General features: G+C 75.0%; 17 protein-coding genes. 12 read left to right on the forward strand and 5 right to left on the reverse strand.

Annotated features, from left to right (window positions below):
* Positions 1 to 2: 2 nt before the first annotated feature.
* Positions 3 to 1,451 carry a PP2C family protein-serine/threonine phosphatase gene (locus K7472_RS12465; RefSeq protein WP_222977146.1) on the reverse strand — a complete coding sequence of 483 codons (1,449 nt, stop codon included), beginning with the start codon at positions 1,449 to 1,451 and terminating at the stop codon, positions 3 to 5.
* 555 nt (positions 1,452 to 2,006) lie between these two features.
* Here K7472_RS12465 and K7472_RS12470 point away from each other — a divergent pair.
* Positions 2,007 to 3,425 (forward strand): HEAT repeat domain-containing protein, encoded by a 1,419-nt coding sequence (locus K7472_RS12470; protein ID WP_222977147.1) that lies wholly within the window; start codon positions 2,007 to 2,009, stop codon positions 3,423 to 3,425.
* A gap of 94 nt (positions 3,426 to 3,519) precedes the next feature.
* Positions 3,520 to 7,125, forward strand: coding sequence for a hydantoinase B/oxoprolinase family protein (locus K7472_RS12475; protein ID WP_222977148.1), 3,606 nt, complete (start codon positions 3,520 to 3,522; stop codon positions 7,123 to 7,125).
* On the opposite strand, the gene K7472_RS12480 is transcribed toward K7472_RS12475, so the two are convergent.
* The 3 genes from K7472_RS12480 to K7472_RS12490 are packed head-to-tail and all read right to left on the reverse strand — an operon-like array spanning position 7,104 to position 9,606.
* Positions 7,104 to 8,087 carry a 5-oxoprolinase subunit C family protein gene (locus K7472_RS12480; protein WP_222977149.1) on the reverse strand — a complete coding sequence of 328 codons (984 nt, stop codon included), beginning with the start codon at positions 8,085 to 8,087 and terminating at the stop codon, positions 7,104 to 7,106. The genes K7472_RS12475 and K7472_RS12480 overlap by 22 nt on opposite strands.
* A gap of 20 nt (positions 8,088 to 8,107) precedes the next feature.
* Complete coding sequence (locus K7472_RS12485; protein ID WP_222977221.1) at positions 8,108 to 8,767, reverse strand: 5-oxoprolinase subunit B family protein; 660 nt, start codon at positions 8,765 to 8,767, stop codon at positions 8,108 to 8,110.
* A 59-nt stretch (positions 8,768 to 8,826) separates the two neighbouring features.
* Positions 8,827 to 9,606 (reverse strand): LamB/YcsF family protein, encoded by a 780-nt coding sequence (locus K7472_RS12490; RefSeq protein WP_222977150.1) that lies wholly within the window; start codon positions 9,604 to 9,606, stop codon positions 8,827 to 8,829.
* Between the two features lie 139 nt (positions 9,607 to 9,745).
* Here K7472_RS12490 and K7472_RS12495 point away from each other — a divergent pair, with 139 nt between their 5' ends.
* From K7472_RS12495 to K7472_RS12525, 7 genes are all read left to right on the forward strand, one after another.
* Positions 9,746 to 10,468: a GntR family transcriptional regulator gene (locus K7472_RS12495; protein WP_222977151.1), complete on the forward strand. Its 723-nt coding sequence runs from the start codon at positions 9,746 to 9,748 to the stop codon at positions 10,466 to 10,468.
* Positions 10,469 to 10,625: 157 nt separating this feature from the next.
* Complete coding sequence (locus K7472_RS12500; protein WP_222977153.1) at positions 10,626 to 11,345, forward strand: DUF969 domain-containing protein; 720 nt, start codon at positions 10,626 to 10,628, stop codon at positions 11,343 to 11,345.
* Entirely contained in the window at positions 11,342 to 12,310 is a 969-nt protein-coding gene (locus K7472_RS12505; RefSeq protein ID WP_222977154.1) for a DUF979 domain-containing protein, read from the forward strand. Before K7472_RS12500 ends, K7472_RS12505 begins: the two co-directional genes overlap by 4 nt.
* Before the next feature lie 73 nt (positions 12,311 to 12,383).
* Positions 12,384 to 13,028 (forward strand): pyroglutamyl-peptidase I, encoded by a 645-nt coding sequence (pcp, locus tag K7472_RS12510; RefSeq protein ID WP_222977155.1) that lies wholly within the window; start codon positions 12,384 to 12,386, stop codon positions 13,026 to 13,028.
* A gap of 164 nt (positions 13,029 to 13,192) precedes the next feature.
* Positions 13,193 to 14,767, forward strand: coding sequence for a hypothetical protein (locus K7472_RS12515; protein WP_252395527.1), 1,575 nt, complete (start codon positions 13,193 to 13,195; stop codon positions 14,765 to 14,767).
* A complete protein-coding gene (locus tag K7472_RS12520) occupies positions 14,764 to 15,645 on the forward strand; it encodes a hypothetical protein (RefSeq protein ID WP_222977156.1) in 882 nt (293 codons plus the stop codon). The genes K7472_RS12515 and K7472_RS12520 overlap by 4 nt, the downstream gene beginning before the upstream one ends.
* 72 nt (positions 15,646 to 15,717) lie before the next feature.
* Positions 15,718 to 20,388, forward strand: coding sequence for a hypothetical protein (locus K7472_RS12525; protein WP_222977157.1), 4,671 nt, complete (start codon positions 15,718 to 15,720; stop codon positions 20,386 to 20,388).
* Between the two features lie 22 nt (positions 20,389 to 20,410).
* Here K7472_RS12525 and K7472_RS12530 read toward each other — a convergent pair whose 3' ends face one another.
* Positions 20,411 to 20,947 carry a hypothetical protein gene (locus K7472_RS12530; protein ID WP_252395474.1) on the reverse strand — a complete coding sequence of 179 codons (537 nt, stop codon included), beginning with the start codon at positions 20,945 to 20,947 and terminating at the stop codon, positions 20,411 to 20,413.
* Between the two features lie 411 nt (positions 20,948 to 21,358).
* Between K7472_RS12530 and K7472_RS12535 the strand changes: the two genes are divergently transcribed.
* The 3 genes from K7472_RS12535 to K7472_RS12545 are packed head-to-tail and all read left to right on the forward strand — an operon-like array spanning position 21,359 to position 24,927.
* On the forward strand, positions 21,359 to 24,121 hold the full coding sequence (locus tag K7472_RS12535; RefSeq protein ID WP_308013879.1) for a nitrate- and nitrite sensing domain-containing protein: 2,763 nt from the start codon (positions 21,359 to 21,361) through the stop codon (positions 24,119 to 24,121).
* Positions 24,118 to 24,522 (forward strand): roadblock/LC7 domain-containing protein, encoded by a 405-nt coding sequence (locus K7472_RS12540; protein WP_222977160.1) that lies wholly within the window; start codon positions 24,118 to 24,120, stop codon positions 24,520 to 24,522. Before K7472_RS12535 ends, K7472_RS12540 begins: the two co-directional genes overlap by 4 nt.
* A 9-nt stretch (positions 24,523 to 24,531) precedes the next feature.
* The gene (locus tag K7472_RS12545; RefSeq protein WP_222977162.1) at positions 24,532 to 24,927 is read left to right on the forward strand and encodes a DUF742 domain-containing protein; all 396 of its coding nucleotides are present in this window, start codon (positions 24,532 to 24,534) and stop codon (positions 24,925 to 24,927) included.
* Positions 24,928 to 25,023: the final 96 nt, after the last annotated feature.

Below are 25,023 nucleotides of genomic sequence, written 5' to 3' on the forward strand. Positions count from 1 at the left end.
CGCTACGACACCCGGGCGACGAGCACGCACGCGTCGTCGTCGCGCTCCGGCGAGCCGAGCTCCTCGACGATCGCGCGCACGCAGTCCTGCGCGCTGCGGGCCTCGGCGAAGCGCGGGGCCAGGGCCAGCAGCCGGTCGGCCCCGCAGACGTCGTCCCCGGCCCTGCGCGGCACCAGGCCGTCGGTGTGCAGCACCAGCAGATCACCGGCGCGCAGCCGCTCCACCCGCTGTCCGTACGCGGCCCGTTGGGTCGCGCCCAGCAGCACTCCCTCCGGAGGCTCCAGGGCGCGACCCGCACCGTCACGGAACAGCAGGGGCGCAGGGTGCCCGGCCTGCGCCCAGGTCAGCAGCCGTTCGCCCGACTCGTACCGGCAGCACAGCGCGCTGCCCAGGGCCGGCTGCGCCGAGCGGTCGATCAGCTGGTTGAGCCGGGCCAGCAGCGGGCCGGGCTCCAGGCCGGCGAGCGCCATGCCGCGCACCGCGCCCAGCATCATCGCCATCCCCGAGGTGGCGGCGACGCCGTGGCCGGTGAGGTCGCCGACCGTCAACAGCGTCGTGCCGTCCGGGAGTTGCATGGCGTCGTACCAGTCGCCGCCGATCAGCGCGCTGGTGCCGCACGGCAGGTAGTGGGCGGCGAGGTCGAGGGCGGGGGTGGCGCCGGACGGCAGCAGCGCCGAGCCCCGCCACGGCGGCAGCACGGCCTCTTGCAACTCCACCGCGAGCCGGTGTTCGGTGCGCGCCACCTGTCGCTCGCGGCGCAGCGAGTCACGGGTCTCGCGCACCGTGCGCTGGCTGCGCCGCAGTTCGCTGACGTCGCGCAGCACCGCCCACATCGAGGCGGTGGCGCCGTCCGCGCCCAGCACCGGTTCGCCCACCATGTGCACCGTGCGCACCGAGCCGTCCGGGCGCACGATGCGGAACTCACCGTCGAGCGGCCTGCCGTCCACCAGGCAGGCGGTGACCATCGCGGTCATCGCCTCCTGGTCCTCGGTGAACAGCCAGGACGGCAGCTCGTCCAGCGTCAGCGGCCCGTCCTGCCGGGTCCGCCCGAAGATCCGGAACAGCTCGTCGGACCACTCCACCTCGTCGGTGAGCAGGTTCCACTCCGCGCTGCCCGCCCGGCCCAGCGCGCGCACCCCGCTGGGCGCGGGCCGCGGCTGCTCCTCGGGCGCCGGATAGGCCGCGCCCTCGGCCGCCTCGTCGTCCCGCAGTCCTTCCTTCAACTGGCCGAGGTGGTCGCCCAGATCGTCCAGGTGATGCGCCGCCAGATCGCACAGCGCCCGCTGCCAGCGCCCCAGCGCGTCGTCGCCCTCCCCGGCCGGTCCCGGCCGCGCGTCACGGCGTACGGCGTCGAGCTGGCCGCGGAGCCGGCGGGCCTGGGAGATGAGGGAGTCGACTCCGCCGGGGCGCGGGGCGGGCGCGGCGTGATCCTCATGCAGGTGGGACGGCATGACTGTCTCCGGAAGGTGCTCGGGCTCCGGCGCCCTGCGGGGGCGCGGACGGCAATCGGGCCAGTGACGACTGTTGCACACAGCGCGATGGACCGTAAGGGTTTCCGCGATACCCGATCCGGTGGTGCTCCTGGCATATCCGCCCGGCGGCGGGCCGATCCTCGACCCGGAAAGGCCCGGAAAGGAAGGACGCCAGGTTGACGCGGGGTCGACGCGCGCCGGGCACGGAGAGCGACGTCCGGCGGCGACGCGGACGGGGGACGGGGACGGGGATGGTGGACGTAGACGGGGACGGCGGATGGGGACGCGGGCGTTTCATGGCGTTTCGCCGCCCGCCCGCGCGCCCCCGCGTGGCCGGTGGATCACCGCCGAGGCGGTCGCCGCCGGCTACGGCCGGTATGCTGCGGCGCGCTCGCGCACCCGCGTCGCGGAAGCGGTCCCACGCCGCCGACGCCGACACCGCAAGGCATACAGCCCGCGTCCAGCGGTAAGGATGCGGGAGTCGGCAGCGGAAATCCCGTTGCACCGTAACCCTCCGCACCGGATGCTGACCTCATGTTCGACCCAGACATAGCGCCCAGTGGCACCCTTCTCGGCCTCCTCCAGCGGGGGCGCGGGGACGGTACCCTGCACGCCCTCGCGGAACAGCGCGGCGAGGCACTCGCTGCCCTGGAGAGGTGCGTCCTGAGCGACCCCCGCCGCGACTGGCAGGTCGAGTCGCGCTCCTTGTACTACGCCCGCCTGTACTCCGAACTGGAGGGCGGGCTCGACGGGATCGAACAGCATCTCTTCCACCCCGACGACCCCCTGGACACCGACGAGCAGCGCACCGGCCTCGCCCTGTCCGTCCTGGGCCACCTCGCCGGGTACGGACGCCGTGACGCACTGCGACTGCTGCGCGACTACGCGGCGCGCGGCGGCAACTGGGAGTGGGCGCTCGACGAGCTGGCGCTGCGGGCCGACGACGCCACCCTGCGCGCCCTGGCCCCCGCCGTCCTCGACCGCTTCCCGCGGGACGCGGAGGGCGACGCGGCGCTGGCCCGGGCCGTCCGCGAGGCGTACGAACCGCGCCCCTGGCGGCTGTGGGCCGAGGACCCGGTGCACGGCGAGCGGGTGCGGGCCGCCCAGGAGCGCGGATCGTTCGACCGCTGGCAGCGGCAGATGCGCCCGGCCGGTCCCACGCCCGGCTGGAGCGTCCGCGACGTCCTGCGATGGGCGCAGGAAGGTCTCGACGGCCACCCGACGCAACACCGTGACGCGCCCGCCGCGCGCTGCCTGGCCGCGGTGGCCGGGCCCGAGCACCGCGGTGAGCTGCTGGACGCCGCGCGCCGAGGTCCCGAGGCGGCCCGCGCGGCCGCCCTGCGCCATCTCGCCGACCGCCAGGATCCGGACGTCCTCGCGCTGATCGGGGCGGCGAGCGCCGATCCGTCCCCGGTGGTCGCCCGCGCCGCGCTGGAGTCGTTCTCCCGGATGCGCAGCGTCGCCGCGCTGGAACGTGCCCGGGCCTGGGCCGGCCGCGACGACGAGCTGGGCGGGGCCGCCGCCCGGATGCTCGCGCTGCTCGGCGGCCCCGAGGACACCGCGAGAGTGCTGTCCGCCCTGCGCCGCACCGTGCGCGCGCACGGCGCCGACGCGGACGGGCTCGACGTGCTGATCGAGGGCGTCGGCAGGCTGTCCATCGGCTGCGCCGCCCCCGTGCTGCGGCACGTCTACCGCGAGACCGCCTCCTCCCACCTGCGCGGCTGCGCCGCCCGCGCGTTGGCCGCCACCGATCCGTCGTTCGCGCAGGGCTTCGCCATCGAGTGTCTGTGGGACTGCGAGGAGACCACCCGCGAGCTCGCCGCCCGGTACGCCACCACCGGGGACGTGCGGGTCCTCGCGCGGCTGCGCAGCCTGGCCGCCGATCCCGCCGAGGAGGCCGAGGTGCAGACGGCGGTACGCGGCAGGCTCAGCACGCCGGAGCCGCTGACCTGAGGCGTCCGGACCGCCACGGACCGCCGGGGCCGGACGCGCGGCAGGGGCCCGGTAGCGACGCGCCGGGCCGGACCGCCGCTGCCAGAATGGAAGGATGACCGGGCTCTGGGAGTTCTGGATCGACCGCGGCGGCACCTTCACCGACGTCGTGGCCGCACGGCCGGACGGCCGGGTGGTGACCGCCAAACTCCTCAGCCACGATCCGGGCAGGCACCGTGACGCCGCGGTGGCGGGGATCCGGCTCGCGCTGGGCCTCGCCGGGGACGAACCGGTGCCCGCCGAGCGGATCGACGTCGTCAAGATGGGCACCACGGTGGCCACCAACGCGCTGCTGGAACGCGCGGGCGAGCCGACCGCCCTGGTGACCACCGAGGGCTTCCGCGACGCGCTGCGCATCGCCTACCAGAACCGCCCCCGGCTCTTCGACCGCCGCATCCTGCTGCCCGAAGCCGTCTACGACCGGGTCGTCGAGGTCCCCGAACGGATCGGCGCGCGCGGGGAGCCGGTCCGCCCGCTCGACGTGGACGCCGTGCGCGAGGCGCTGTCCGCCGTGCGCCGCGACGGCATCGACAGCGTCGCCGTCGTCCTGCTGCACGGCTACCGCCACCCCGAGCACGAACGCGCGGTCGCCGAGGTGGCCAGGGAGCTGGGATTCGGCCAGGTCAGCTGCTCGCACGAGGTCAGCCCGCTGATCAAGCTCGTGCCGCGCGGCGACACCACCGTCGTCGACGCCTACCTCTCGCCGATCCTGCGCCGCTACGTCGAGGGCGTGGCGGCCGAACTCGCCGGTGTGCGGCTGATGTTCATGCAGTCCAACGGCGGACTGCGGGAGGCCGACCACTTCCGGGGCAAGGACGCGGTGCTCTCAGGTCCCGCGGGCGGCGTCGTCGGCATGGTCCGCACCGCCGCGCAGGCCGGGTACGACCGGGTGATCGGTTTCGACATGGGCGGCACCTCGACGGACGTCTCGCACTACGCGGGCGCGTTCGAACGCTCGCTGGGCACCGAGGTCGCCGGGGTGCGGATGCGGGTGCCGATGATGAACATCCACACCGTCGCCGCGGGCGGCGGCTCGGTGCTGCACTTCGACGGCGCCCGCTACCGCGTCGGCCCCGACTCGGCGGGCGCGGTGCCGGGACCGGCCTGCTACCGGCGCGGCGGCCCGCTCACCGTCACCGACGCCAACGTGATGCTCGGCCGCGTCCAACCGGCCCACTTCCCCGCGGTGTTCGGGCCCGGCGGCGACGAGCCGCTGGACGCCGAGGTGGTCCGAGAGCGGTTCGCCGCGCTGGCCGATGAGGCCGCGAAAGCCACCGGCGACCGGCGCGGGCCCGAACAGGTGGCCGCCGGATTCCTGGAGATCGCCGTGCTCGGCATGGCCAACGCGGTCAAGAAGATCTCCGTGCAGCGCGGTTACGACATCACCCGCTACGCCCTCGTCGGCTTCGGCGGCGCGGGCGGCCAGCACGCCTGCGCCGTCGCCGACGCGCTGGGCGTCGAGACGGTGCTCGTACCGCCGCTGGCCGGGGTGCTGTCCGCGTACGGGATCGGGCTGGCCGACGCCACCGCGATGCGCGAGCGGTCCGTCGAGGCGCCGCTCGACGATGTGACGCTGCGTCAGGTGCGCGATGTGTGCGACGAGTTGGACCGGCGCACCCGGGAACAGCTGCGCGCCGACCACGTGCCCGAGACGTCGGTGCGCACGACGGCACGGGTCCTGCTGCGGTACGAGGGGACCGACTCCAGCCTGCCGGTGGAACTGGACGACGTCGCCGCGATGACCCGCGCCTTCGAGGAGACCCACCGGGCGCGCTACGCCTTCACCACGGACAAGCCACTCGTGGTCGAGTCGGTCACGGTGGAGGCCACCGGCGCGGCGGGACGCCAGACGGCGGCCGACGTGACGGGTGATCAACCCGCATCACAGGAAGGCCCGTTGGAGACAGTCAAGGTCTTCACCGAGGACCGCTGGCAGGACACCGCGCTCCACCGGCGGGCCGCCCTGCGCCCCGGTGACGTGCTGACCGGGCCCGCCATCGTCGCCGAGCCGGACGCCACCACGGTCGTGGACCCCGGCTGGCAGGCGCGGGTCGCCGACACCGGCCACCTCGTGCTGACCCGCGCCCGGCCGCGCCCGGAGGCCGTCGCCGTGGGCACCGAGGCCGACCCGGTCACGCTGGAGGTCTTCAACAACCTCTTCATGGCGATCGCCGAACAGATGGGCGTGCGGCTGGAGAACACCGCGCACTCGGTCAACATCAAGGAGCGCCTCGACTTCTCCTGCGCGCTGTTCGACGCCCACGGCAACCTCATCGCCAACGCCCCGCACATCCCCGTCCACCTCGGCTCGATGGGCGAGACCATCAAGGAGGTGCTGCGGCGCCGGGACGCCGACTCGCTGCGCCCGGGCGACGTCTACGCGGTCAACGACCCGTACCACGGCGGCACCCACCTGCCGGACGTGACCGTGGTGACCCCGGTCTTCGACGACGCCGGGCGCGAGCTGCTCTTCCTGGTCGCCTCGCGCGGCCACCACGCCGAGATCGGCGGCATCACCCCGGGCTCGATGCCCGCGTTCAGCACGACCGTGCACGAGGAGGGCGTGCTGTTCGACAACTGGCTGCTGGTGCGGGACGGCCGGCTGCGCGAGGCGGAGACCCTGGAGCTGCTGAACGGCGCGCGCCACCCCTCCCGCGACCCGCGCGCCAACCTCGCCGACCTGCGCGCGCAGATCGCCGCCAACACCAAGGGCGTCCACGAACTACGGCGCATGGTGGAGCAGTTCGGGCTCGACGTGGTGCGCGCCTACATGCGGCACGTGCAGGACAACGCCGAGGAGTCGGTGCGCCGCATCGTCGCCAGGCTGGACGACGGCTCGTACACCTACGAGACCGACAACGGTGCCGTCATCGCGGTGCGCGTGACCGTGGACCGCGATGCCCGCTCCGCCGTCATCGACTTCGCCGGGACCTCGCGGCAGCAGCCCGGCAACCTCAACGCGCCGACCGCCGTGGTGATGGCGGCCGTGCTCTACGTCTTCCGCACCCTGGTCGCCGACGACATCCCGCTCAACAGCGGCTGCCTGAAGCCGATCGAGGTGCGCGTGCCCGAGGGCTCGATGCTGGCGCCCACGTATCCCGCCGCCACCGTCGCGGGCAACGTCGAGACCTCGCAGGCGGTCACCGGCGCGCTGTACGCGGCGCTGGGCGTGCAGGCGGAGGGTTCGGGCACCATGAACAACGTCACCTTCGGCAACGACCGCGTGCAGTACTACGAGACGGTGGCGAGCGGTTCGGGCGCGGGAGACGGCTTCGACGGCGCGGACGCGGTGCAGACCCACATGACCAACTCCCGCCTGACCGACCCCGAAGTCCTGGAGTGGCGCTACCCGGTGCGGGTGGACGGCTTCGCCGTGCGGGACGGCAGCGGGGGAGCGGGCCGGTGGCACGGCGGGTGCGGGGTGGTGCGCCGCATCCGCTTCCTGGAGCCGATGACGGTGGCCCTGCTCACCGGCCACCGCAGGGTCCCGCCCTACGGCATGGCGGGCGGTGGCCCCGGCGCGCTCGGCGAGAACGCCGTCGAGTACGCGGAGGGCGGTACCCGGACCCTGCGCGGCTGCGACACGGCCGACGTGGACGTCGACGACGTGCTGGTGGTGCGCACGCCGGGCGGCGGCGGTTACGGCCCGCCCGGGGAGTGAGCCACGGCCGGGGCCGGGCGCGGGGGTGCCACCTGCGGCGGGCATGGCAGGGCGACTCGCGGCGTGATCCCTGCCGGGCGCGGTGACACGATCCGCGCGGGGCTCAGCGGTACGAAGCGGACCGGCGTGCCCGGCACGGCCTGCGCGGCGGCCGCAAGGAAGCGCTCGGGCACCACGCCGACGACCGGGTAGCCGCCGGTCGTGGGGTGATCGGCCAGGAACAGGATCGGGCGGCCGTGCGGCGGCACCTGGAGCGCCCCCGACGCCATTCCCTCGCTGGGCAGTTCGTCCTCATGGGCACGCGGCAGCGCCGGGCCCTCGGTGCGCAGCCCGATCCGGTTGCTCGCACTGGAGACCCGGTAGTCCCCGGTGGCCAGCACCCGCAGGGCCTCCGGTGCGAACCAGTCGGCCCGGGGACCCGGCAGCAGCGGCAGCACCAACTCCCGCGGCGGCCCCGGCAGCGGCACCCGCTCCGGGCGTGCCACCGCGTCGCCCGGCTCGCCCAGCGGCAGCACGTCACCGTCGCGCAGCGGGGCCGGGCCCAGCCCCGACAGCAGGTCCGCCGACCTGCTGCCCAGGACGCGCGGCACGGCGAGGCCGCCCGCGAAGGCGACGTACGAGCGCACCCCGTGGGTCGCCGGGCCCGCTTCGAGCACCGCGCCGGCCGGGACACGCACCGGCTCGCCCCACGCCGCCGGACGCCCGTCGACGCGCACCGGGCAGGGGGCACCCGTGACGGCCACGACGACCGCGCGGTCCGTCCGCAGCGCGCAGCCGGTGATCGTCGTCTCCAGCGTGGCCGCGTCCCGCGGGTTGCCGACGAGGCGGTTGGCGGCGCGATGCGCGGGCGGATCGAGCGCGCCCGCCCGTGGCACACCGAGGTGCGCGTGGCCGGGACGCCCGAGATCCTGCGGGGTGGTCAGGGCCCCCGCCCGCACCACCGTGAGCTGTCCGCCGGTCACCCGCTGCCCTCCCGCGCCGGTCACTCGCCGCCCTCCGGCACGAAGCGCACCCTGGTCCCCGGCGTGAGCAGGGCGGCGGGCTCGCGCGCCGGGTCCCACAGCGCCGCGTCCGTCGTCCCGACGACCTGCCAGCCGCCGGGGGAGGAGCGCGGGTAGACGCCGGTGTACGGCCCGGCCAGGCCGACCGAGCCACGGGGGACGCTGGTCCGGGGCACGTCGCGGCGCGGCACGTGGCGGTGTTCCGGCAGGCCGGTCAGATAGCCGAAGCCGGGCGCGAACCCGCAGAAGGCGACCCGGAACTCGGTGGCGGCGTGCTCCCGCGCCACCTCGCGCTCGCTCACCCCCCACAGCGCGGCCACCGCCGCGAGGTCGGGTCCGTCGTAGCGGATGGGCAGTTCGACCACGCGCCCGGCGGACGGCCCGCGCGGTGGAATCCGCCAGGTGGCCAACTCGGCTGCGAATCGCGAGGGTTGGGCGAGGCCGGTGAGCAGGATGGTGCGCGCGGCGGGGACGATCTCGCCGACGGCGGGCAGGGTATCGAAGCCCTCGTCGTGGCCGTCGGACGCCGGGGCCGCCAACCGGCCCGTGCGGCGCAGGAGTTCCGCGTAGAGCGCCTCGACGGCCGCGCCGTCCGGCAGTTCGACCAGAAGCCCGCTGTCGCCGACCGGCAGCATGCGCATGCGCCCGTCGGCCGGTTCCGCGGCGGTTTCCGCGGTGGCTTCCGCGGGGGTGAGGGCGGTCACGCGAACGCCGCCACCGGGATGCCGGCCTCCTCCAGCCCGGCGCGCACCCGCCGCGCGAGGCGAACGGCGCCGGGCGTGTCGCCGTGCAGGCACAGCGATCGCGCCTTGACCGCGACCGTATCGCCGTCCACCGACGTCACCTCGTGGTGCGCCGCCAGCCGCACCGACCGGCGTACGACCGCCTCCGGGTCGATGACCACGGCGTCCGCCCGCGTGCGCGGGACCAGGGTGCCGTCGCGGGTGTAGGCGCGGTCGGCGAACGCCTCGGCGACGACCGGCAGCCCGGCCCGTTCCGCGGCGGCGTGCAGCCGGGAGCCGGGCAGACCCAGGACGGGCAGCGCGCCCCCGGCCAGCCGGACGCCCGCGACGACCGCCTCGGCCTGCTCCTCGTCGTGGACGGCGCGGTTGTAGAGCGCGCCGTGCGGTTTGACGTAGCTCACCGCCGAACCGGCGGCGCGCGCGAAGACCTCCAACGCGCCGATCTGGTAGGCGACTTCGCTCGCCAGGTCGTCCGGCGGCACGTCCATCGCGCGGCGGCCGAAGCCCGCCAGGTCGCGGTACGAGACCTGCGCGCCGATGCGCACGCCGCGCGCCGCGGCCAGTTCGCAGACCCGGCGCATGGTGCGCGGGTCCCCGGCGTGGAAGCCGCAGGCGACGTTGGCGCTGGTGACCACGGTGAGCAACTGCTCGTCGTCGGTGAGGGTCCAGCGGCCGAACCCCTCGCCGAGGTCGGCGTTGAGGTCGATCGGCGCTGCGTTCTGCGCGTCGTCGGTCATCGCCGTAACGTAAGGGATCGTTGAACAATCCGGCAAGGGGTGTGCTTGGCCCGGCCCCGGCGGCCGGTGTTGACTGCCACCGCGAGCCGCCGTCCGGCGACCCGCGACGAACCGGGCGGAACAGGGCGGAGCGGGCGACGTGAGCGGTGCGGACCGGGGGCTGGACGAGGTGGCGGGCCTGGAGACCGACCGGGCGCTGCTCGGCCGCACCAGCACGGCGGAGCGGGTGGCCGACATCCTGCGCGACCGGATCGCGGAAGGCTACTTCCCGCCCGGTACCCGGCTGTCGGAGGAGAGCATCGGCGGTGCGCTCGGCGTCTCGCGCAACACCCTGCGCGAGGCGTTCCGGCTGCTCACCCACGAACGACTGCTGGTCCACCAGCTCAACCGCGGCGTCTTCGTCCGCGTGATCAGCGTCGCCGACCTGGACGACATCTACCGGGTGCGGCGGCTGGTGGAGTGCGCCGCCCTGCGCACCGCCGACCTGGAGCGGCCGGGCGCGCTGGACGCGGTCGAGGCGGCGGTCGTGGCGGGCGAGCGGGCCGCGCAGGAACGGTCCTGGCAGGAGCTGTCCACCGCCAACATCCGCTTCCACCAGGCCCTCGTCGCCCTGGCCGGCAGCCCGCGCACCGACGAGCTGATGCGCGGCGTGCTGGCCGAACTACGGCTGGTCTTCCACGTGATGGACGACCCGCGCCGCTTCCACGAGCCGTACCTGACCCGCAACCGCCGCATCCTCGAAGCCCTCGCCGACGGCGAGCCGGCCCGCGCGCAGGACCTGCTCACGGCCTACCTGGACGACTCCCAGCGGCAGTTGTCGGGCGCGTACGCGGAACTGGTGGGCGGGGAGCGCGAGGCGTAGGGGCGCGGCCCCGGGTGACGGGCCCGAGCGACGGCCTCGGGTAGGCCGGGAGAATTCTGGCGCCGAACCATTGTGGGATCGTTGAACAATCGCCTAGCCTCCGATGCACTCTCCTCGCGAGCCACGTGAGGTCCCGCGCACGGAAGGCGGCGGACGCATGCTCGCTCTGCTCGGCGTGCTCGTGGTGGTCGCAGGATTCGCCACGAAACGCAATCCCCTCCTGGTGGTCGGCGTGGCGGGCATCGCCACCGGCCTGCTCGGCGGCCTGTCGCCCCGCGCGGTGCTGGCTGCCTTCGGCACCGGCTTCGCCGACAGCCGCTCGGTGACCGTCTTCGCCATCACCCTGCCGGTGATCGGGCTGCTGGAGCGCTACGGACTCCAGGAGCAGGGCCGCGCCCTGGTCGCCCGCTTCGCCCGGCTGACCACCGGACGCTTCCTCGCGCTCTACCTGATCCTGCGTCAACTCACGGCGGCGGTCGGCCTGGTGAGCCTCGGCGGACCCGCGCAGACGGTGCGGCCGATGGTCGCGCCGATGGCCGAGGGCGCCGCGGAGCGCCGCTACGGCACGCTGCCGGACCGTGCCAGGGAACGCGTCAGGTCGTTCGCCGCGAGCGCCGACAACGTCGGGCTGTTCTTCGGCGAGGACTGCTTCCTGGCCGTCGGCTCCATCCTGCTGATCACCGGATTCGTCAACACCACGTACCACACCCACCTGGAACCGCTGGACCTCGCGGTGTGGGCGATGCCCACCGCGGCCTGCGCCTTCCTGCTGCACGGCGCGCGCCTGCTGCGCCTGGACCGGACGCTGGAGCGGGAACTCGGCGGCGGCGCGGGCGCCCTCGCCGGGAGCGCGCGGACCGAGGAGGCGGCGGCGTGATCAGGGCCGAGTGGTTCTACTGGCTGGTCGGCGCGGTCTTCCTGGCCATGGCCGCCCAGATGCTCACCGACCGCAGCAATCCCAAGCGCTTCGGCACCGCCGCGTTCTGGGGCGTGATCGGCGCCGGATTCGTCTACAGCACCTGGGTCGCCGACAAGCGCGCACCGGCGGAACCGCTGGGCGCGGCCGTGCTGGTGGCGGTCTGCCTGGCCGGATTCGGGCTCACCGGACGCGGGCAGGTCCGTACCACCTCACCCGAGGAGCGCGCCGCCTCCGCCGCCCGGCTCGGCAACCGGCTCTTCGTCCCCGCCCTGACCATCCCCGTGGTCGCCATGGCCTGCGCGGTCGGCGTCAAGAAAATCAGCTTCGGCGGCACCCCGGTCCTCCAGTCCGGCAGCGAGACCATCCTGGGCCTGGGCATCGGCGCGATCGTCGCCCTGGTCGTCGCGATGGTGATGCTGCGCGAACGGCGGCCGTCCGTACCGCTGCACGCCGGGCGCGGCATGCTGGAGGCGATGGGCTGGGCACTGCTGCTGCCCCAACTGCTCGCCACCCTCGGTGAGATCTTCCAGCAGGCGGGCGTGGGCACCGCGGTCGCCAAGGTCACCGAACACGTGCTGCCGCACGGCCAGACGTACACCGCCGTCGTGGTCTACTGCGTGGGCATGGCCCTGTTCACCGTCATCATGGGCAACGGCTTCGCCGCCTTCCCCGTCATGACGGCGGCCGTCGGCTGGCCGGTCCTGATCGAGCAGGCGCACGGCAAACCGGCCGTCGTGCTCGCGGCCGGCATGCTCGCCGGGTTCTGCGGCACCCTGTGCACGCCGATGGCCGCCAACTTCAACATCGTCCCGGCGACCCTGCTGGAACTGAAGGACCAGTACGGGCCGATCAAGGCCCAACTGCCCACCGCCGTCGGGCTGCTGGCGTGCAACATCGTCATCATCTCGGTCTTCGCGTTCTGACGGCCCGCGGCGCGGCCGCCCTTCGTGCCTCGACCGCCTCGACCGCCTCTCCGATTCTCCAAGGAGGACCCCCGTGATCCGCGTCCTGCTCACCGGCTTCGAGCCGTTCGGCGGCGACACCGTCAACCCGTCCTGGCAGGCGGTCTCCGCCGTCGCGGCCCTCCCGCCGGACGGGCTCGACGTCACGGCCGTCCGTCTGAGCTGCGTCTTCGGCACCGCGCTGGACGAACTGCGTGCCGCCGTCGAGCGGGTGGACCCCGCGCTCGTGATCTGCGTTGGCCAGGCGGGCGGACGGCCCGACCTCACCGTGGAACGTGTCGCCGTCAACCTGGACGACGCGCGCATACCGGACAACGAGGGCGGGCAGCCGCTCGACCAGCCGGTCGTCCCCGGCGGCCCGGCCGCCTACTTCGCCACGCTGCCGGTCAAGGCGTGCGTGCTGGCGGCACGCTCGGCCGGGGTGCCCGCGTCGGTGTCGTACAGCGCGGGCACGTTCGTGTGCAACCACGTCTTCTACGGGCTGGCCCACCTCATCGCCACCGAACGGCCCCGGCTGCGCGGCGGCTTCGTCCACCTTCCGTACGCGCCGGACCAGGTCACCCAGGGCGGCGCCCCCTCGATGCCGGTCGACCTCGCCGCCGAGGGCCTGCGCGCGGTGCTGACCGCGGCCGCCTCCTGTACCGACGACATCGCCATGGCGGGCGGCACCCTGCACTGACCGCGACGCCCGGCCCCCGGGTCCGGCCCCCGCGGACCGCGCCGCCGGGCTCCGCGCACCGCGCCGCCGGGCCCGCGCGAACCGTGCCGTTTCGAGCGTTGTCGGTGGGACCGCCTAATCTGTCCGTCGTGACTGCGTCCACCGCGGAGAGCGTGCCGCACCAGATGACCACGGTCCCGCGCCCCGTCGCGCCGGGACCGGCAGCCGACGAGGGCCTGGCCCGTCGGCTCAAGGCGCTGGCCTGCACCGCCCCGCTGCACGACCTGGACGTCCGCAAGGCGAACCTCGCCGGTGAGTACTCCACGTACGCGATGGCCGAGGTCGCCCTCGCCGCCATCGACCTGGTCACGCTGACCATGGACTTCGACACCGGCGCCGACCACGAGCAGATAGTCGCCCGCCTCCAGCCCCGGGTCGCCGCCCAGACGCCGGGCCGCCCCGCCGTGGAACACGAGCGCGTCGCCCGCTGGGTCCTGGAGAACCTGATCAACGTCGGCAGCGTCGACCGCGGCTTCCGCGCCGTCTACGGCACGTTCGGCACCGACGGTGCCTACGTGCGCCGCGACTACGACTTCAAGCTGATCGAGGAGGTCCCGGGACCCGGCGGCAGCGTCTACCTGCGCACCACCGACGAAGCCGTCAACGTCCTGGTCGGCGCCCTCGACACCGACGTCACCAGCGCCCAGATCGCCGCCGAGGTCAAGCTGGAGGTGCTGATCAACCGCGGCCGCCTCGCCGACGCCCAGCTCGCCGCCGAGCAGGCCCGCTACCGCACCGTGCAGTACGCGGAGACGCTGCGCCGCGCCCTGGAGGCGACCCGGCGCGACGTGCGGGCCGTCGACTGGCTGCGCACGGTCCCCGACATGATCAACGAGGCGCTCGACCACGTGGCCGACCGCTACCGCCACGAGAACGCGATCCTCACCAACATCCGCAAGGCCCGCGACGAGGCCACCGAGCCCGACCACAAGCGCCGCGCCGCCGAACTCGTGGACATCGTCAAGGACTGCATCCGCCGCCACACCCAGTTGCAGTCCCGGCTGCTGGAGGCCGGGCCGCTCTTCCGCGCCGAGCAGGACCGGCAGGCCTTCGCCACCCCGCCCGCGCGCGCCGGACTCGACCTGTACGGGCAGCTGATCGCCCCGGTGCTGCCGCTGCCGGTCGAACGCGCCGTGCGCGTCACCGACGCGTTCTTCGCCCGCGGCACCGGCCAGCGCACCCCTGCGGCCGTCCGCGTCGGCGACCTCGTGGACGCGCTGCTGACGCCGCCCGTCGAACGCGAGCACCTCGGCGCCGAGATGCCGGAACCGGATCTGGTGGCGACCCCGGAGGACAGCCGCTTCAGCGACGAACAGCTCGAAGCCGCCCTGGAGTTGCTCGACCTGCCGCACGACGCGCCGCGCAGGCTCTCCGGCCTGCTCGCCGAGGCCCGCCGCCGCGACAGCGAACTGCCGTACCTGGTGGCCCTGCTGGCGGTGCACGCCGCGAGCCCGCCGGTCGGCACCGCGTACCGGCAGGGCGAGCGCAGGCTGCTGTTCGCCGTGGACGACGGCACACCGCTGGACGACCCGGAGTTCGGCGGCGCCGACCTGATCGTCGGCGCGGCCCTGCTCGACGCCGCGGGCATGGCCGCCGAGCGCACGGCGGGAGAGGGCGCGGCCCACCGCGCCGGTACACCACGGGCGGCGTCGGCGCAGCGCACCGCGACGACCGCGAAGCAGGAGGAAGACCCCAGGTGAGCGAGGCAGAGTACCCAGCGGAGCGGGAACCGGAGCAGCACCGCCCCTCGGCGGCCGTCACCCCGGCCGACACGGCGGACGCCGCCCGGCTCGTCGCCTTCGGCCTCCAGCCCAAGCTGCTGCCCGCCCGGGACGCCGAATACGCCGAACTGATCCGGCGCCACCGCGAGGACCCGGCGTTCGCCCGGCTCGCCGACGCGGTCGCGGCCGGGCTGGGGCTGGTCGTGCTGGAGGTCTCGCCGCGTGCCGGCATGGCGGTGGCCGCCGCCGAGGACTCGGTGTTCGCCGTGCGCATGGGCGACTACTCGCGGCGCGCCGCCTCCGACTCCACCGACCGCTTCCTGCACGGCCTGGCCCATCTCGCGGTCGCCGCCATGGCCTTCCCGCGCCCCGCCGACCTGGCCGACGACGGCTACATCGGCCGCATCACCGTCAACGGCGTGGACGCCTTCGTACGGCAGGCCTGCCGCAGGCTGGAGGAGCGCGCCGAGGAGACCGGGGAGAACACCGACCCGGCCACCGACGCCCCCGGCCTGGAGGCCGCCTGGCGGGTCTACGCGCGGCGCAGCGCCACCGGCGCCACCAAGGACGCCCGCAGACTGGCCGGTTCGACCACCGGCATCGTCGGCAAGGCGGTGGGCTTCCTGGTCGACTCCGGCTTCCTGCAACGCACCGGCGACGAGTCCGGCGGCACGTACCGCACCACCGCCCGCTACCAGCTCCAGGTGCGCGACCTGGCCGGCAGCGCCGCGATGGCCGAACTGCTGGAGCTGGGCGTGGTCCCGGTCGGCGACGGCTCGGCGACCCTGCTGCCGCCCGACGACGACGCCGCCGACCTCGACCTGGTCGCCGACGCGGGCCTGCCGTTCCACTCCTGACCGGCCCGACACCACCCGCGTCGCACCCCGCCCGCCCCGAACCCCGCACGCACCACGACAACGAGAGCCGCCATGTACGAGCTGTCCCGGGTCCGCCTCTACTCCATCGGACCGGCCGGCGCGCGCTACGCCGACACCGTGCTGGACCTGCGGGGCGTCGGCGACCCGGTGCCGCGCCCCGCGCCCGCGCAGGCGGAGTTCTTCGAGGACGAGCCGGTCGGCCCGCCGCGCCGCCCCGCGCCCGCGGGCGTGCTGTTCCTGGAGAACGGCGGCGGCAAGTCGGTGCTGCTGAAGCTGATCTTCTCGGTCATGCTGCCCGGTCACCGCAACACCCTCGGCGGCGCCAGCTCCGGCGTGCTGCGCAAGTTCCTGCTCGCCGACGACTGCGGCCACGTGGCGCTGGAGTGGCAGCACACCGTCACCGGTGAACTCGTCGTCGTCGGCAAGGCCAGCGAGTGGCGCGGCCGCCAGGTCTCCTCCGACCCGCGGAAGTTCGCCGAGGCCTGGTACTCCTTCCGGCCCGGCCCCGGCCTGTCGCTGGACTCGCTGCCGGTCGCCGAGGCCGCCACCGTCCGCCCGGCCGCCGAGGGCGTCTCCGGGGCGCGCGGGCGCCGCCGCACCATGAAGGGCTTCCGGGACGCGGTCACCGACGCGGGCAAGGCGTACCCGCACCTGGAGGTGGTCTGGGAGGAGATCCACGACCGCTGGAACGAGCACCTGGGCGACCTGGGACTCGACCCCGAACTCTTCCGCTACCAGCGGGAGATGAACGCCGACGAGGGCGAGGCCGCAGGCCTGTTCGCGGTCAAGAAGGACTCCGACTTCACCGACCTGCTGCTGCGCGCCGTCACCGACACCCGCGACACCGACGGGCTCGCCGACCTCGTGCACGGCTTCGCCAACAAGCTGGGCCGCCGCGCCGAACTCACCGCCGAACGCGACTTCACCGCGGGCTCGCTGGAACACCTGGAACGCATCACCGAGGTCACCGAGCAGCGCGACCGCGCCCGGTCGGTGCACACCCGCTCCGAGCAGCGCACCCGTGAGCTGGCCCGTCGGCTCTCGGCCCGCGCCACCGTGGAACGCGGCCGCGCCGCCGACCTCGACCGGCAGGTCACCGACGCCGCGCAAGGAGTCACCGACGCCTCCGCGGCCCGTGCCCGCACCGCCTCCGTCAGCGCCGAACTCGCCTACCGCCACGCCTCGTTGAGCCTGGCGGCCGCCGAGAAGGACGCGGCCGCGTTGCGCCGCGAGCTGGTCGACGCCCGCACCCTGCACTCCGCCTGGCAGGCCGCCGAGACCGTGCTGCGCCACCGGGCCGCCGCCGACCGCTCGGCCAGGGTGGCCGCCGCCATCCGCGACGCCGAACGCGATGCCGCGCCCGCGCTGGCCGCCCGCGCCAAGGCCGCCACCGACCTGGTGCGCGCCCTCGCCGCCGCCGCCGACCGCGCCGAGCGGCACGCGGACGAGGAGGAGGAGCGCAGCGTCACCCTTCAGTCCGAGTCCGACAGTGCACACCGCGACGCCACCGCCGCCGCGACCGCCGCCCAGCGCGCCCGCAGCGAGATGGGCCACCTCCAGCAGCGGCTGGCCGAGGTCGAGCAGGAGACCGCCGAGGCGGTACGGGCCGGCTGGCTGGACGACGCCGCGCCCGACGCCGACCCCGCCCGGGCCGCGCTGGAGGCCAGCGACGCGGAGAAGACCGCCGTCGCCGCCTGGGAGACCGCCCGCGACGCGGCCCGCACCGCCACCGAGCGGGCCAAGGAGGCCGCAGCCGAGGAGAGCCGCGCCGAACTCGCCGCCCACCGGGCCGCCGACGCACTGGCCGCCGCCGAGACCGCGCACGCCGCCGAGCACCGCACCGCCGAGGCACTGACCGGCGCCGACCGGCTCGCCGAACTCCTCAGCCTGCCGCCCGCCGTCCGCCCCGCCCCGGACATCCCCGCCCCGCGCGGCGACTCGCCCGAGCACACGGCCGACGACGCGGCCACCCCGCCGTCCGCGCCCGCCGTCCGCCGCCGCACCGCCGAAGGGCCCCTCACCGTCGAGGAGTTGGACCGCTGCGCGGAGACCCTGCGCGAACTGCTCGGCGGGAGCGTGGCCGCCGCCGAGCGCCAGCTGTTCGAACTGCGCACCTCGGCCGCCGACGACTCCCGCATCCTCGCCGCCCTCGGCGACGGCGGACTGTTGCCGCCCGGCCCCGACGTGCTGGCGACCGTCGAGTACCTCGGCGAGCACGGCGTGCCCGCGCTGCCCGGCTGGCGCTACCTCGCCCAGGCGGTCGACCCGGCCGACCACGCCGCCGTGCTGGCCGCCCGCCCCGAACTGGTCGACGGCGTCGTGGTCACCGACCCCGGCACCCACCAGCGGGCCCGCGAGATCCTGGCCCAGGCCGCGCTGCTGCCCCGGTCCACCGTCGCGGTCGGCACCTCGGCCGCCCTGCTCGCCCCGACCCCCGGCGACTCGCCCGCCGACGTCTTCCTCGTACCGCCGAACCCGGCCATGCACGACGAACAGGCCGCCGACGGCGAACGGCAGGCGCTGCGCACGCGCGCCGCGCGACGCGACGAGGAGATCCGGAAGCTGGCCGCGCGCCTCGGCCACGATCGCGAACTCGCCGCCCGGCTCGGCTCGTGGCGCTCCTCCTGCCCGCCCGGCCGGCTCGACGAGCTGGCCGCCGCCGTGACCGGCGCCCGCGACGCGGTGGCCGTGGCGCAGCAGACGCTCACCGACGCCCGCGCCCGGCGCGCCGAGGCCGACGAGACGGCCACCGCGGCCACCGGCGCCGAGGCCGAACGCCAGGACGCCGCCCAGCGCGCCCGCCGCCGCGCCGACGCGCTCGCCGGGCTGGCGTTCCGGCTGCGCGAGCGGGCCGGATGGCAGCGCAGGACCCGTGAACTCGCCGAGGAGGCCGCCGAGGCGCAGGAACGCGCCGAAGCGTGCCTGACCCGGGCCCGTTCCTGCGACGAGGACCGCCGCGCCGCCCAGCGCGCCGCCGACGACGCCCGCCGCACCGTACGGGCGCTGCGCGCCGAACGCGCCGAGATCGCCGGGGCCCCCGAGGGCGAGCCCGACGACGGCGCCCCGGTCGACGCCCCGCTGCCCGCGCTGCGCGAGGCGTACCGGGCCGCCTCCCAGGTGTACGAGAAGGTCGGCGTCGGCGCGGACCTGCGGGCCGAACAGGCCCGCGCGGAGAGCGAGGAGAGCGCCACCCTCGCCGAACTCGACCGCCTCACCAACAAGGTCCGCACCCGCGCCGCCCAGCTGCTCGAAGGCCCGGACGGCGCGGACGGCCCGTCCCGGCAGGCGGCAGCCGCCCGCGCCGAGGCGCTGGTGCAGCGCATCGAGACCCGCGCGGGAGCCGCCAGCGAACACCTGGGCCGTCTGCGCGGCGAGGCCGAACGCCTGGCCCCCGCCGACGGCGAGGCGCACGCCGAGCTGCCCGAGGACCTGGTCCCCGAGGACGCGGAGCGGGCGCAGGCCCTGCTGCGCACCGTCGGCACCGAACTGGCCGCCCGGGACGAGGCGCTGGAGCAGGCCCGCGAGCGGCACGCCCACCTCCAGTACGCGCACCGCGCCGCGCAGGACGCGGCCGGCGCGTTCGAGGAGACCGCGGCCCTCCTGCGCGACCTGCTGCGGGACAACGCGCAGGACGGCGCTGACGCCGAGCCGCCCGAGCCCTACCCGGGCGGTCCCGAGGAGGCCCGGCAGGCCGCCGCGGAGGCCCGCCGCTCGCTGCGCGGCTGCGCCGCCGACCTGTCCGCCGCCGAGGCCCAACTGCGGGAAGCGTGCGACCAGTTGGTGCGGCACGCCAACGCCACCCGCTACGAGCAGGTACGCACCCCGGCCCGCCAGCAGATCCGCGAACTGCCCGGCTCCGCGCTGCCCGAGCACGCCGCCGCCTGGGCCGCCGCGTTCGCCCCCCGGCTGCGGGTCCTCACCGACGAGCTGGCGCAGCTGGAACGCAACCGCGACAGCATCGTGGACCGGCTGCGCGGCCTGGTCGAGGCGTCGCTCGCCACCCTGCGCTCTGCGCAGCGGCTGTCCCGGCTGCCCGAGGGACTGGGGGAGTGGTCGGGCCAGGAGTTCCTGCGCATCCGCTTCGAGGACCCCGACCACGCGCACCTCGTGGAGCGGCTCGGCGAGGTCATCGACGAGGCCACGAGGGCCGCCGTGCGCAAGAACTCCGACCTGCGCAGGGACGGCATGACGCTGCTGCTGCGCGGCGTGGCCGCGGCCCTTGAGCCGCGCGGCGTGGCGGTGGAGATCCTCAAGCCGGACGCCGTGCTGCGCGCCGAGCGGGTGCCGGTCGGGCAGATGGGCGACGTCTTCTCCGGCGGCCAGCTGCTGACCGCCGCCATCGCGCTGTACTGCACGATGGCGGCGCTGCGCAGCAACGACAGCGGCCGCGACCGGCAGCGCCACGCGGGCACGCTCTTCCTGGACAACCCCATCGGCCGGGCCAACGCCACGTACCTGCTGGAGTTGCAGCGCGCGGTCGCCGACGCGCTGGGCGTGCAGCTGATCTACACCACCGGCCTGTTCGACACGACGGCGCTGGCCGAGTTCCCCCTCGTCGTACGGCTGCGCAACGACGCGGACCTGCGGGCGGGCCTGAAGTACATCAGCGTCGAGGAGCACCTGCGCCCCGGACTGCCGCAGCCCGACCCGGACGGCGAGCCGGTGCACGGGGAGATCACCGCGACCCGGATGTTCCGCAGGCCCGCGGAGGTCACCGGATAACGGGCACGGCGCGCCGGGGGGTTCAGGCGCGCGAGACCACGTGGCCGCGGACGCGGTCCTCCCGTGGCCGGTCCGCCGACCGCGACGATCGCGAGGACCGGGCCGCCCGGCGCTCGCGGCGCCGTTCGCGGCGCAGCGCGCGGGCGGCGCTGCTGGGGCTGGAGACCACGCCGTGCCGCTGGTTCCACACCTGGCGGGTCACCCACACGTCCACCACCGCCCAGGTGGAGACCACCGTGGACAGCACGGTGGCCAGCAGCGCGGGAGCGGCGACCCAGGCGCCGGCCAGGGTGCCGAACATGGCGACCACGGCCTCGATGAGGGTGACGGAGGCTATGAGGGCCGCGCGGACCGCCGCGGTGCGCACCGGGTCGGGCATTCTCGCGGTGCCCACCCGGTTCTCGGTCCACAGCCCGGGACCCGCGCCGCGCACCGCCGTCCGTCCCGAAGGCGACGTACCGTCCGATCGCCTCCGCGTCGGCGCCTGATCGGCCGAATCCCCGGCGTCGTGGGCCGCGGTGGCGCCGCGGGGCGTGCTGAGGCGCGACTCGGTGTCCATGGTGCTGCGCTCCCCTCGGGGATACGGACCGATATGTTCCGTGGGCGGACCGCCCGGCTGACGGGTGACTGCCCGGTTTCCGCCCCGGTATTCCGGAAGATCCTCCCGTACTGACGCACGATCGGCGAGCCGTTCCGGTTCCCGCGCGGGGGTGCGTTTTCAGCCACTCGCCGCCGTGAAGATCATAGAGCGGTCCGGGGCCGCTCGCGGTCCGTCACACGGTAAAACCCGCTATCCCTGCCTGAATCATGACATTACGGCCTGGTCAAGCGCCTCAAGTGCGCGGACTTGCATTCGAGTTGGTCACCCGGCAGTAGTAGGCTCGCGCCGTTTGACGGTCCACCGCCCCTGTTCGGGGCCGACGTTGGGGAGGCCATGCGCTTTCGCGGTAAACCGATCCGTCGGAAGATCGTGGCGCTGCTGCTGGTGCCCTTGGTGTCGCTGATCGCGCTCTGGGCGTTCGCCGCCATGATCTCGGTCGGTGGAGTGGTCCGTCTGATGGACGTCGCGCACGTGACCGACCGCGTCGGCTACCCGGTCGAGGACGCCGTCGAGGCGCTGTCCACCGAGCGCAAGGACGCCATGGTCTTCCTGGCCGACCCGCACGACGCGGGCGCCCTGGCCGACCTGCGCGCCGCCGGGCAGCACACCGACAACGCGATCGCGGTGGTACGGACCAACAGCCGCTCCCAGCACATCCCCCAGCAGCTCGACCCCGACTCGCGCCGACGCCTCGACGCGCTCCTCGCACAGGCCTCCCAGTTGCAGGGCCTGCGCTCCCAGGTGGCCTCGGGCAAGCTGTCGCCGTCCGCCGCGTACGCCTCGTACAACGGCTTCGTCGACCCGTACTTCACCTTCTTCCTGGGCCTGAACCCGTTGCAGAACGTGCAACTCGACCGCCAGTCACGGGTGCTCACCCAGCTGTCGATGGCCCGCGAGGCGGTCAGCCGCGAGGACTCCCTGTACTCGGCCGCGCTGGTCGCCGGACGGATGACCCGCGCCGACCAGCGCGCCTTCTCCGACGCGGTGTCCGAACAGCGCCTGATCTACGCGACCTACCCGCAGCTGCTCACCGCCGCCGACGCCGCGCTCTTCGACGACTACTGGCGCTCCAGCACCGGGCAGGCGCTCCACGACGACGAGGAACGCGTCCTCGACGCGCAACCGTCGGACGCCACCCGCCAGGTGACCGCCGCCGACTGGCGCACCACGGCCTCCTCCGTGCTGTCCGACCTGTCGTCGCTGGACCGGCAGGCGGGCGACGACTACAAGCAGCGCGTGCACCCCTACGCCGTCGGCGTCCTGGTCCGCGCGGGCGTCGCGGGCGGCTTCGGTCTGCTGGCCGTCGTGATCTCCGTCGTCGTCTCCTTCCGCGTCGGCCGCGGCCTGGCCCGCGACCTGTCCGCGCTGCGCAAGGAGGCCCAGGAGGCGTCCGGCACCCGGCTGCCACGCGTCATGCGGCGGCTGGCCGCGGGCGAGGACGTCGACATCGAGACCGAGGTGCCGCGCCTGGAGTTCCCGGACGACGAGATGGGCGCCGTGGGCAAGGCGCTCAACACCCTCCAGCGCGCCGCCGTCGAGGCCGCCGTGCGCCAGGCCGACATGCGCCGCGGCGTCTCCGACGTCTTCGTCAACCTCGCCCGCCGCAACCAGGTCCTGCTGCACCGCCAGCTCACCCTGCTCGACGCGATGGAACGCCGCACCGAGGCCGGTGAGGAACTCGCCGACCTGTTCAAGCTCGACCACATGACCACCCGCATGCGGCGGCACGCCGAGGGCCTGGTCATCCTCTCCGGCGCCGCCCCCTCCCGGCAGTGGCGCAAGCCTGTGCCCCTGATGGACGTGGTGCGCGCGGCCGTCGCCGAGGTCGAGGACTACGAACGCATCGAGGTGCGACGGCTGCCCCGGCTCGCGGTGGCGGGCCCCGCGGTCGGCGACCTCACCCACCTGCTGGCCGAACTCGTCGAGAACGCCACGGTCTTCTCACCTCCGCACACCACCGTCCAGGTGCACGGGCAGCACGTCGCCAACGGCTACGTGCTGGAGATCGACGACCGCGGCCTCGGCATGACCCCGGAGGCGCTGCTCGACGCCAACCTCCGGCTCGCCGAGACGCCCGAGTTCGAGCTGTCGGACACCGACCGCCTCGGCCTGTTCGTCGTCAGCCGCCTCGCCCAGCGGCAGGGTGTGCGCGTCTCGCTGCGCCCGTCGCCCTACGGAGGCACCACCGCGGTCGTCCTCGTGCCGACCGCGCTGCTGACCGAGGCCGGCGACGACGCGGCCACCGGCGAGCAGGCGCTTCCCGACGGCGCCGAGCACACCGCCCGTCAGGCCCGCCCCGCCCTCGGGGTCGGCGACGCCGACGGCGTGCCGGACGAGATCGTGCTGCCCGTCAGGACCGCCAGGGTGGAGGCCGCCGGAGCGTCGCGCGAGGCGTTCCGCGAGTGGGGCATGCTGCCCGGCTCGCCCGGTGACACCGACGCCCTCGGGGACGACGACGCACACGCCCGCGACGACACCGGTGCGGCACGGCTGCCGCGCCGCCGCCCGCCGCGCACCGCCCGCCGTTTCGACCGGCCCGACGCCGACGGTGCCGGCACCGCCAGTCACCCCGGCAACCGCACCGGCGATCACCCCGACAGCGCCGACGCGGGCCTCGCCGAGCAGCACCAGCAGGCCGAGGACGCCACCGTGCCCGCCCCGCGCGGCGAACGCCACGACGACGGCCGCCCCGCCGCGCGGCCCGCCCCGGACGACGCGCCGCTGCCGCGCCGCAGGAGGCGCGTCCCGGCCCAGGCGGCCCGGCCCCGCGCCGACGCGGACCGCCCGGCCACCGACTCCGGCGCCGGGGCACCGGTCGGCGGCGGCCTGCCCAAGCGGGTGCGCCAAGCCAGCCTCGCCCCGCAACTGCGCGCCGACGACACCACGCAGACCCGGCAGCCGGCTCCCCAGGAACCGGCGGGAGCGGACCGCGACGCCGACGAACTGCGGTCCCGCATGGCCTCGTTGCAGCGTGGCTGGCAACGCGGCCGGGCCGAGGCCGACGAGGACGCGCCGGGCCCCGGCCCGTCGAGCACCACAGGCACCACAGGCACCACACCCGACCGTGCGGACGCCCCCGGCGACCCCGGCGGCGACGCGACAGGAACGACATCGGAGGGGGACGGTCGATGACCGCGCCAACGGGCCCGAAGGGCGAACTGAACTGGCTGCTGGACGATCTGGTCGACAGGGTGGCCAGCATCCGCAAGGCGCTGGTGCTCTCCGGCGACGGGCTGGCCACCGGCGCCTCCAAGGACCTCACCCGTGAGGACTCCGAGCACCTGGCCGCCGTCGCCTCCGGCTTCCACAGCCTCGCCAAGGGCGTGGGACGCCACTTCGAGGCGGGACAGGTCCGCCAGACCATGGTCGAGCTGGACCAGGCCTTCCTCTTCGTCACCGCCGCGGGCGACGGCAGCTGCCTCGCCGTGCTCACCGACGCCGACTCCGACGTGGGCCAGGTGGCCTACGAGATGGCGCTGCTGGTCAAGCGGGTCGGCGCCCACCTCGGCGCCGCGCCGCGCGTCACCGGCTGACGAAGCGTCATGACCGAAGCGGACCGATGGTACGACGACGCGGCGGGGCCGGTGGTGCGGCCGTACGCCATGACGCGCGGCCGTACCACCCATGCCGCCGAGGACCGGCTCGACCTGATCGCGCTGGTGATCACCGCGGACCGGTACGCGGAGACCGACGACGTGGCGGCCACCGACCACTCGCTGACGCCTGAGCACCTCGACATCCTGGAACTGTGCCGTCAGGAGCCCATCTCGGTGGCCGAACTCGCGGCCGGGCTCGACCTGCCGGTCGGCGTGCTCAGGGTGCTCATCGGCGACCTGCTGGACGCGGGACACGTTCACGTCACCCGGCCGGTCCCGCCCGCAGAACTGCCGGACGCGGGACTGCTGCGCGAGGTGATCGACGGCCTGCGAGCCCTGTGACCCGTACGAGCGAGCGGCGTGCGGCGCGGACCCGACGGTCCCGCCGCACGCCGCTCCCGTACGGAACACCGGGTGACGCCGACCGGCGTTCCCGTC

Origin of the sequence: Streptantibioticus parmotrematis (genome assembly GCF_019890615.1) — a bacterium.
GTDB classification, from domain to species: Bacteria; Actinomycetota; Actinomycetes; order Streptomycetales; family Streptomycetaceae; genus Streptantibioticus_D; species Streptantibioticus_D parmotrematis.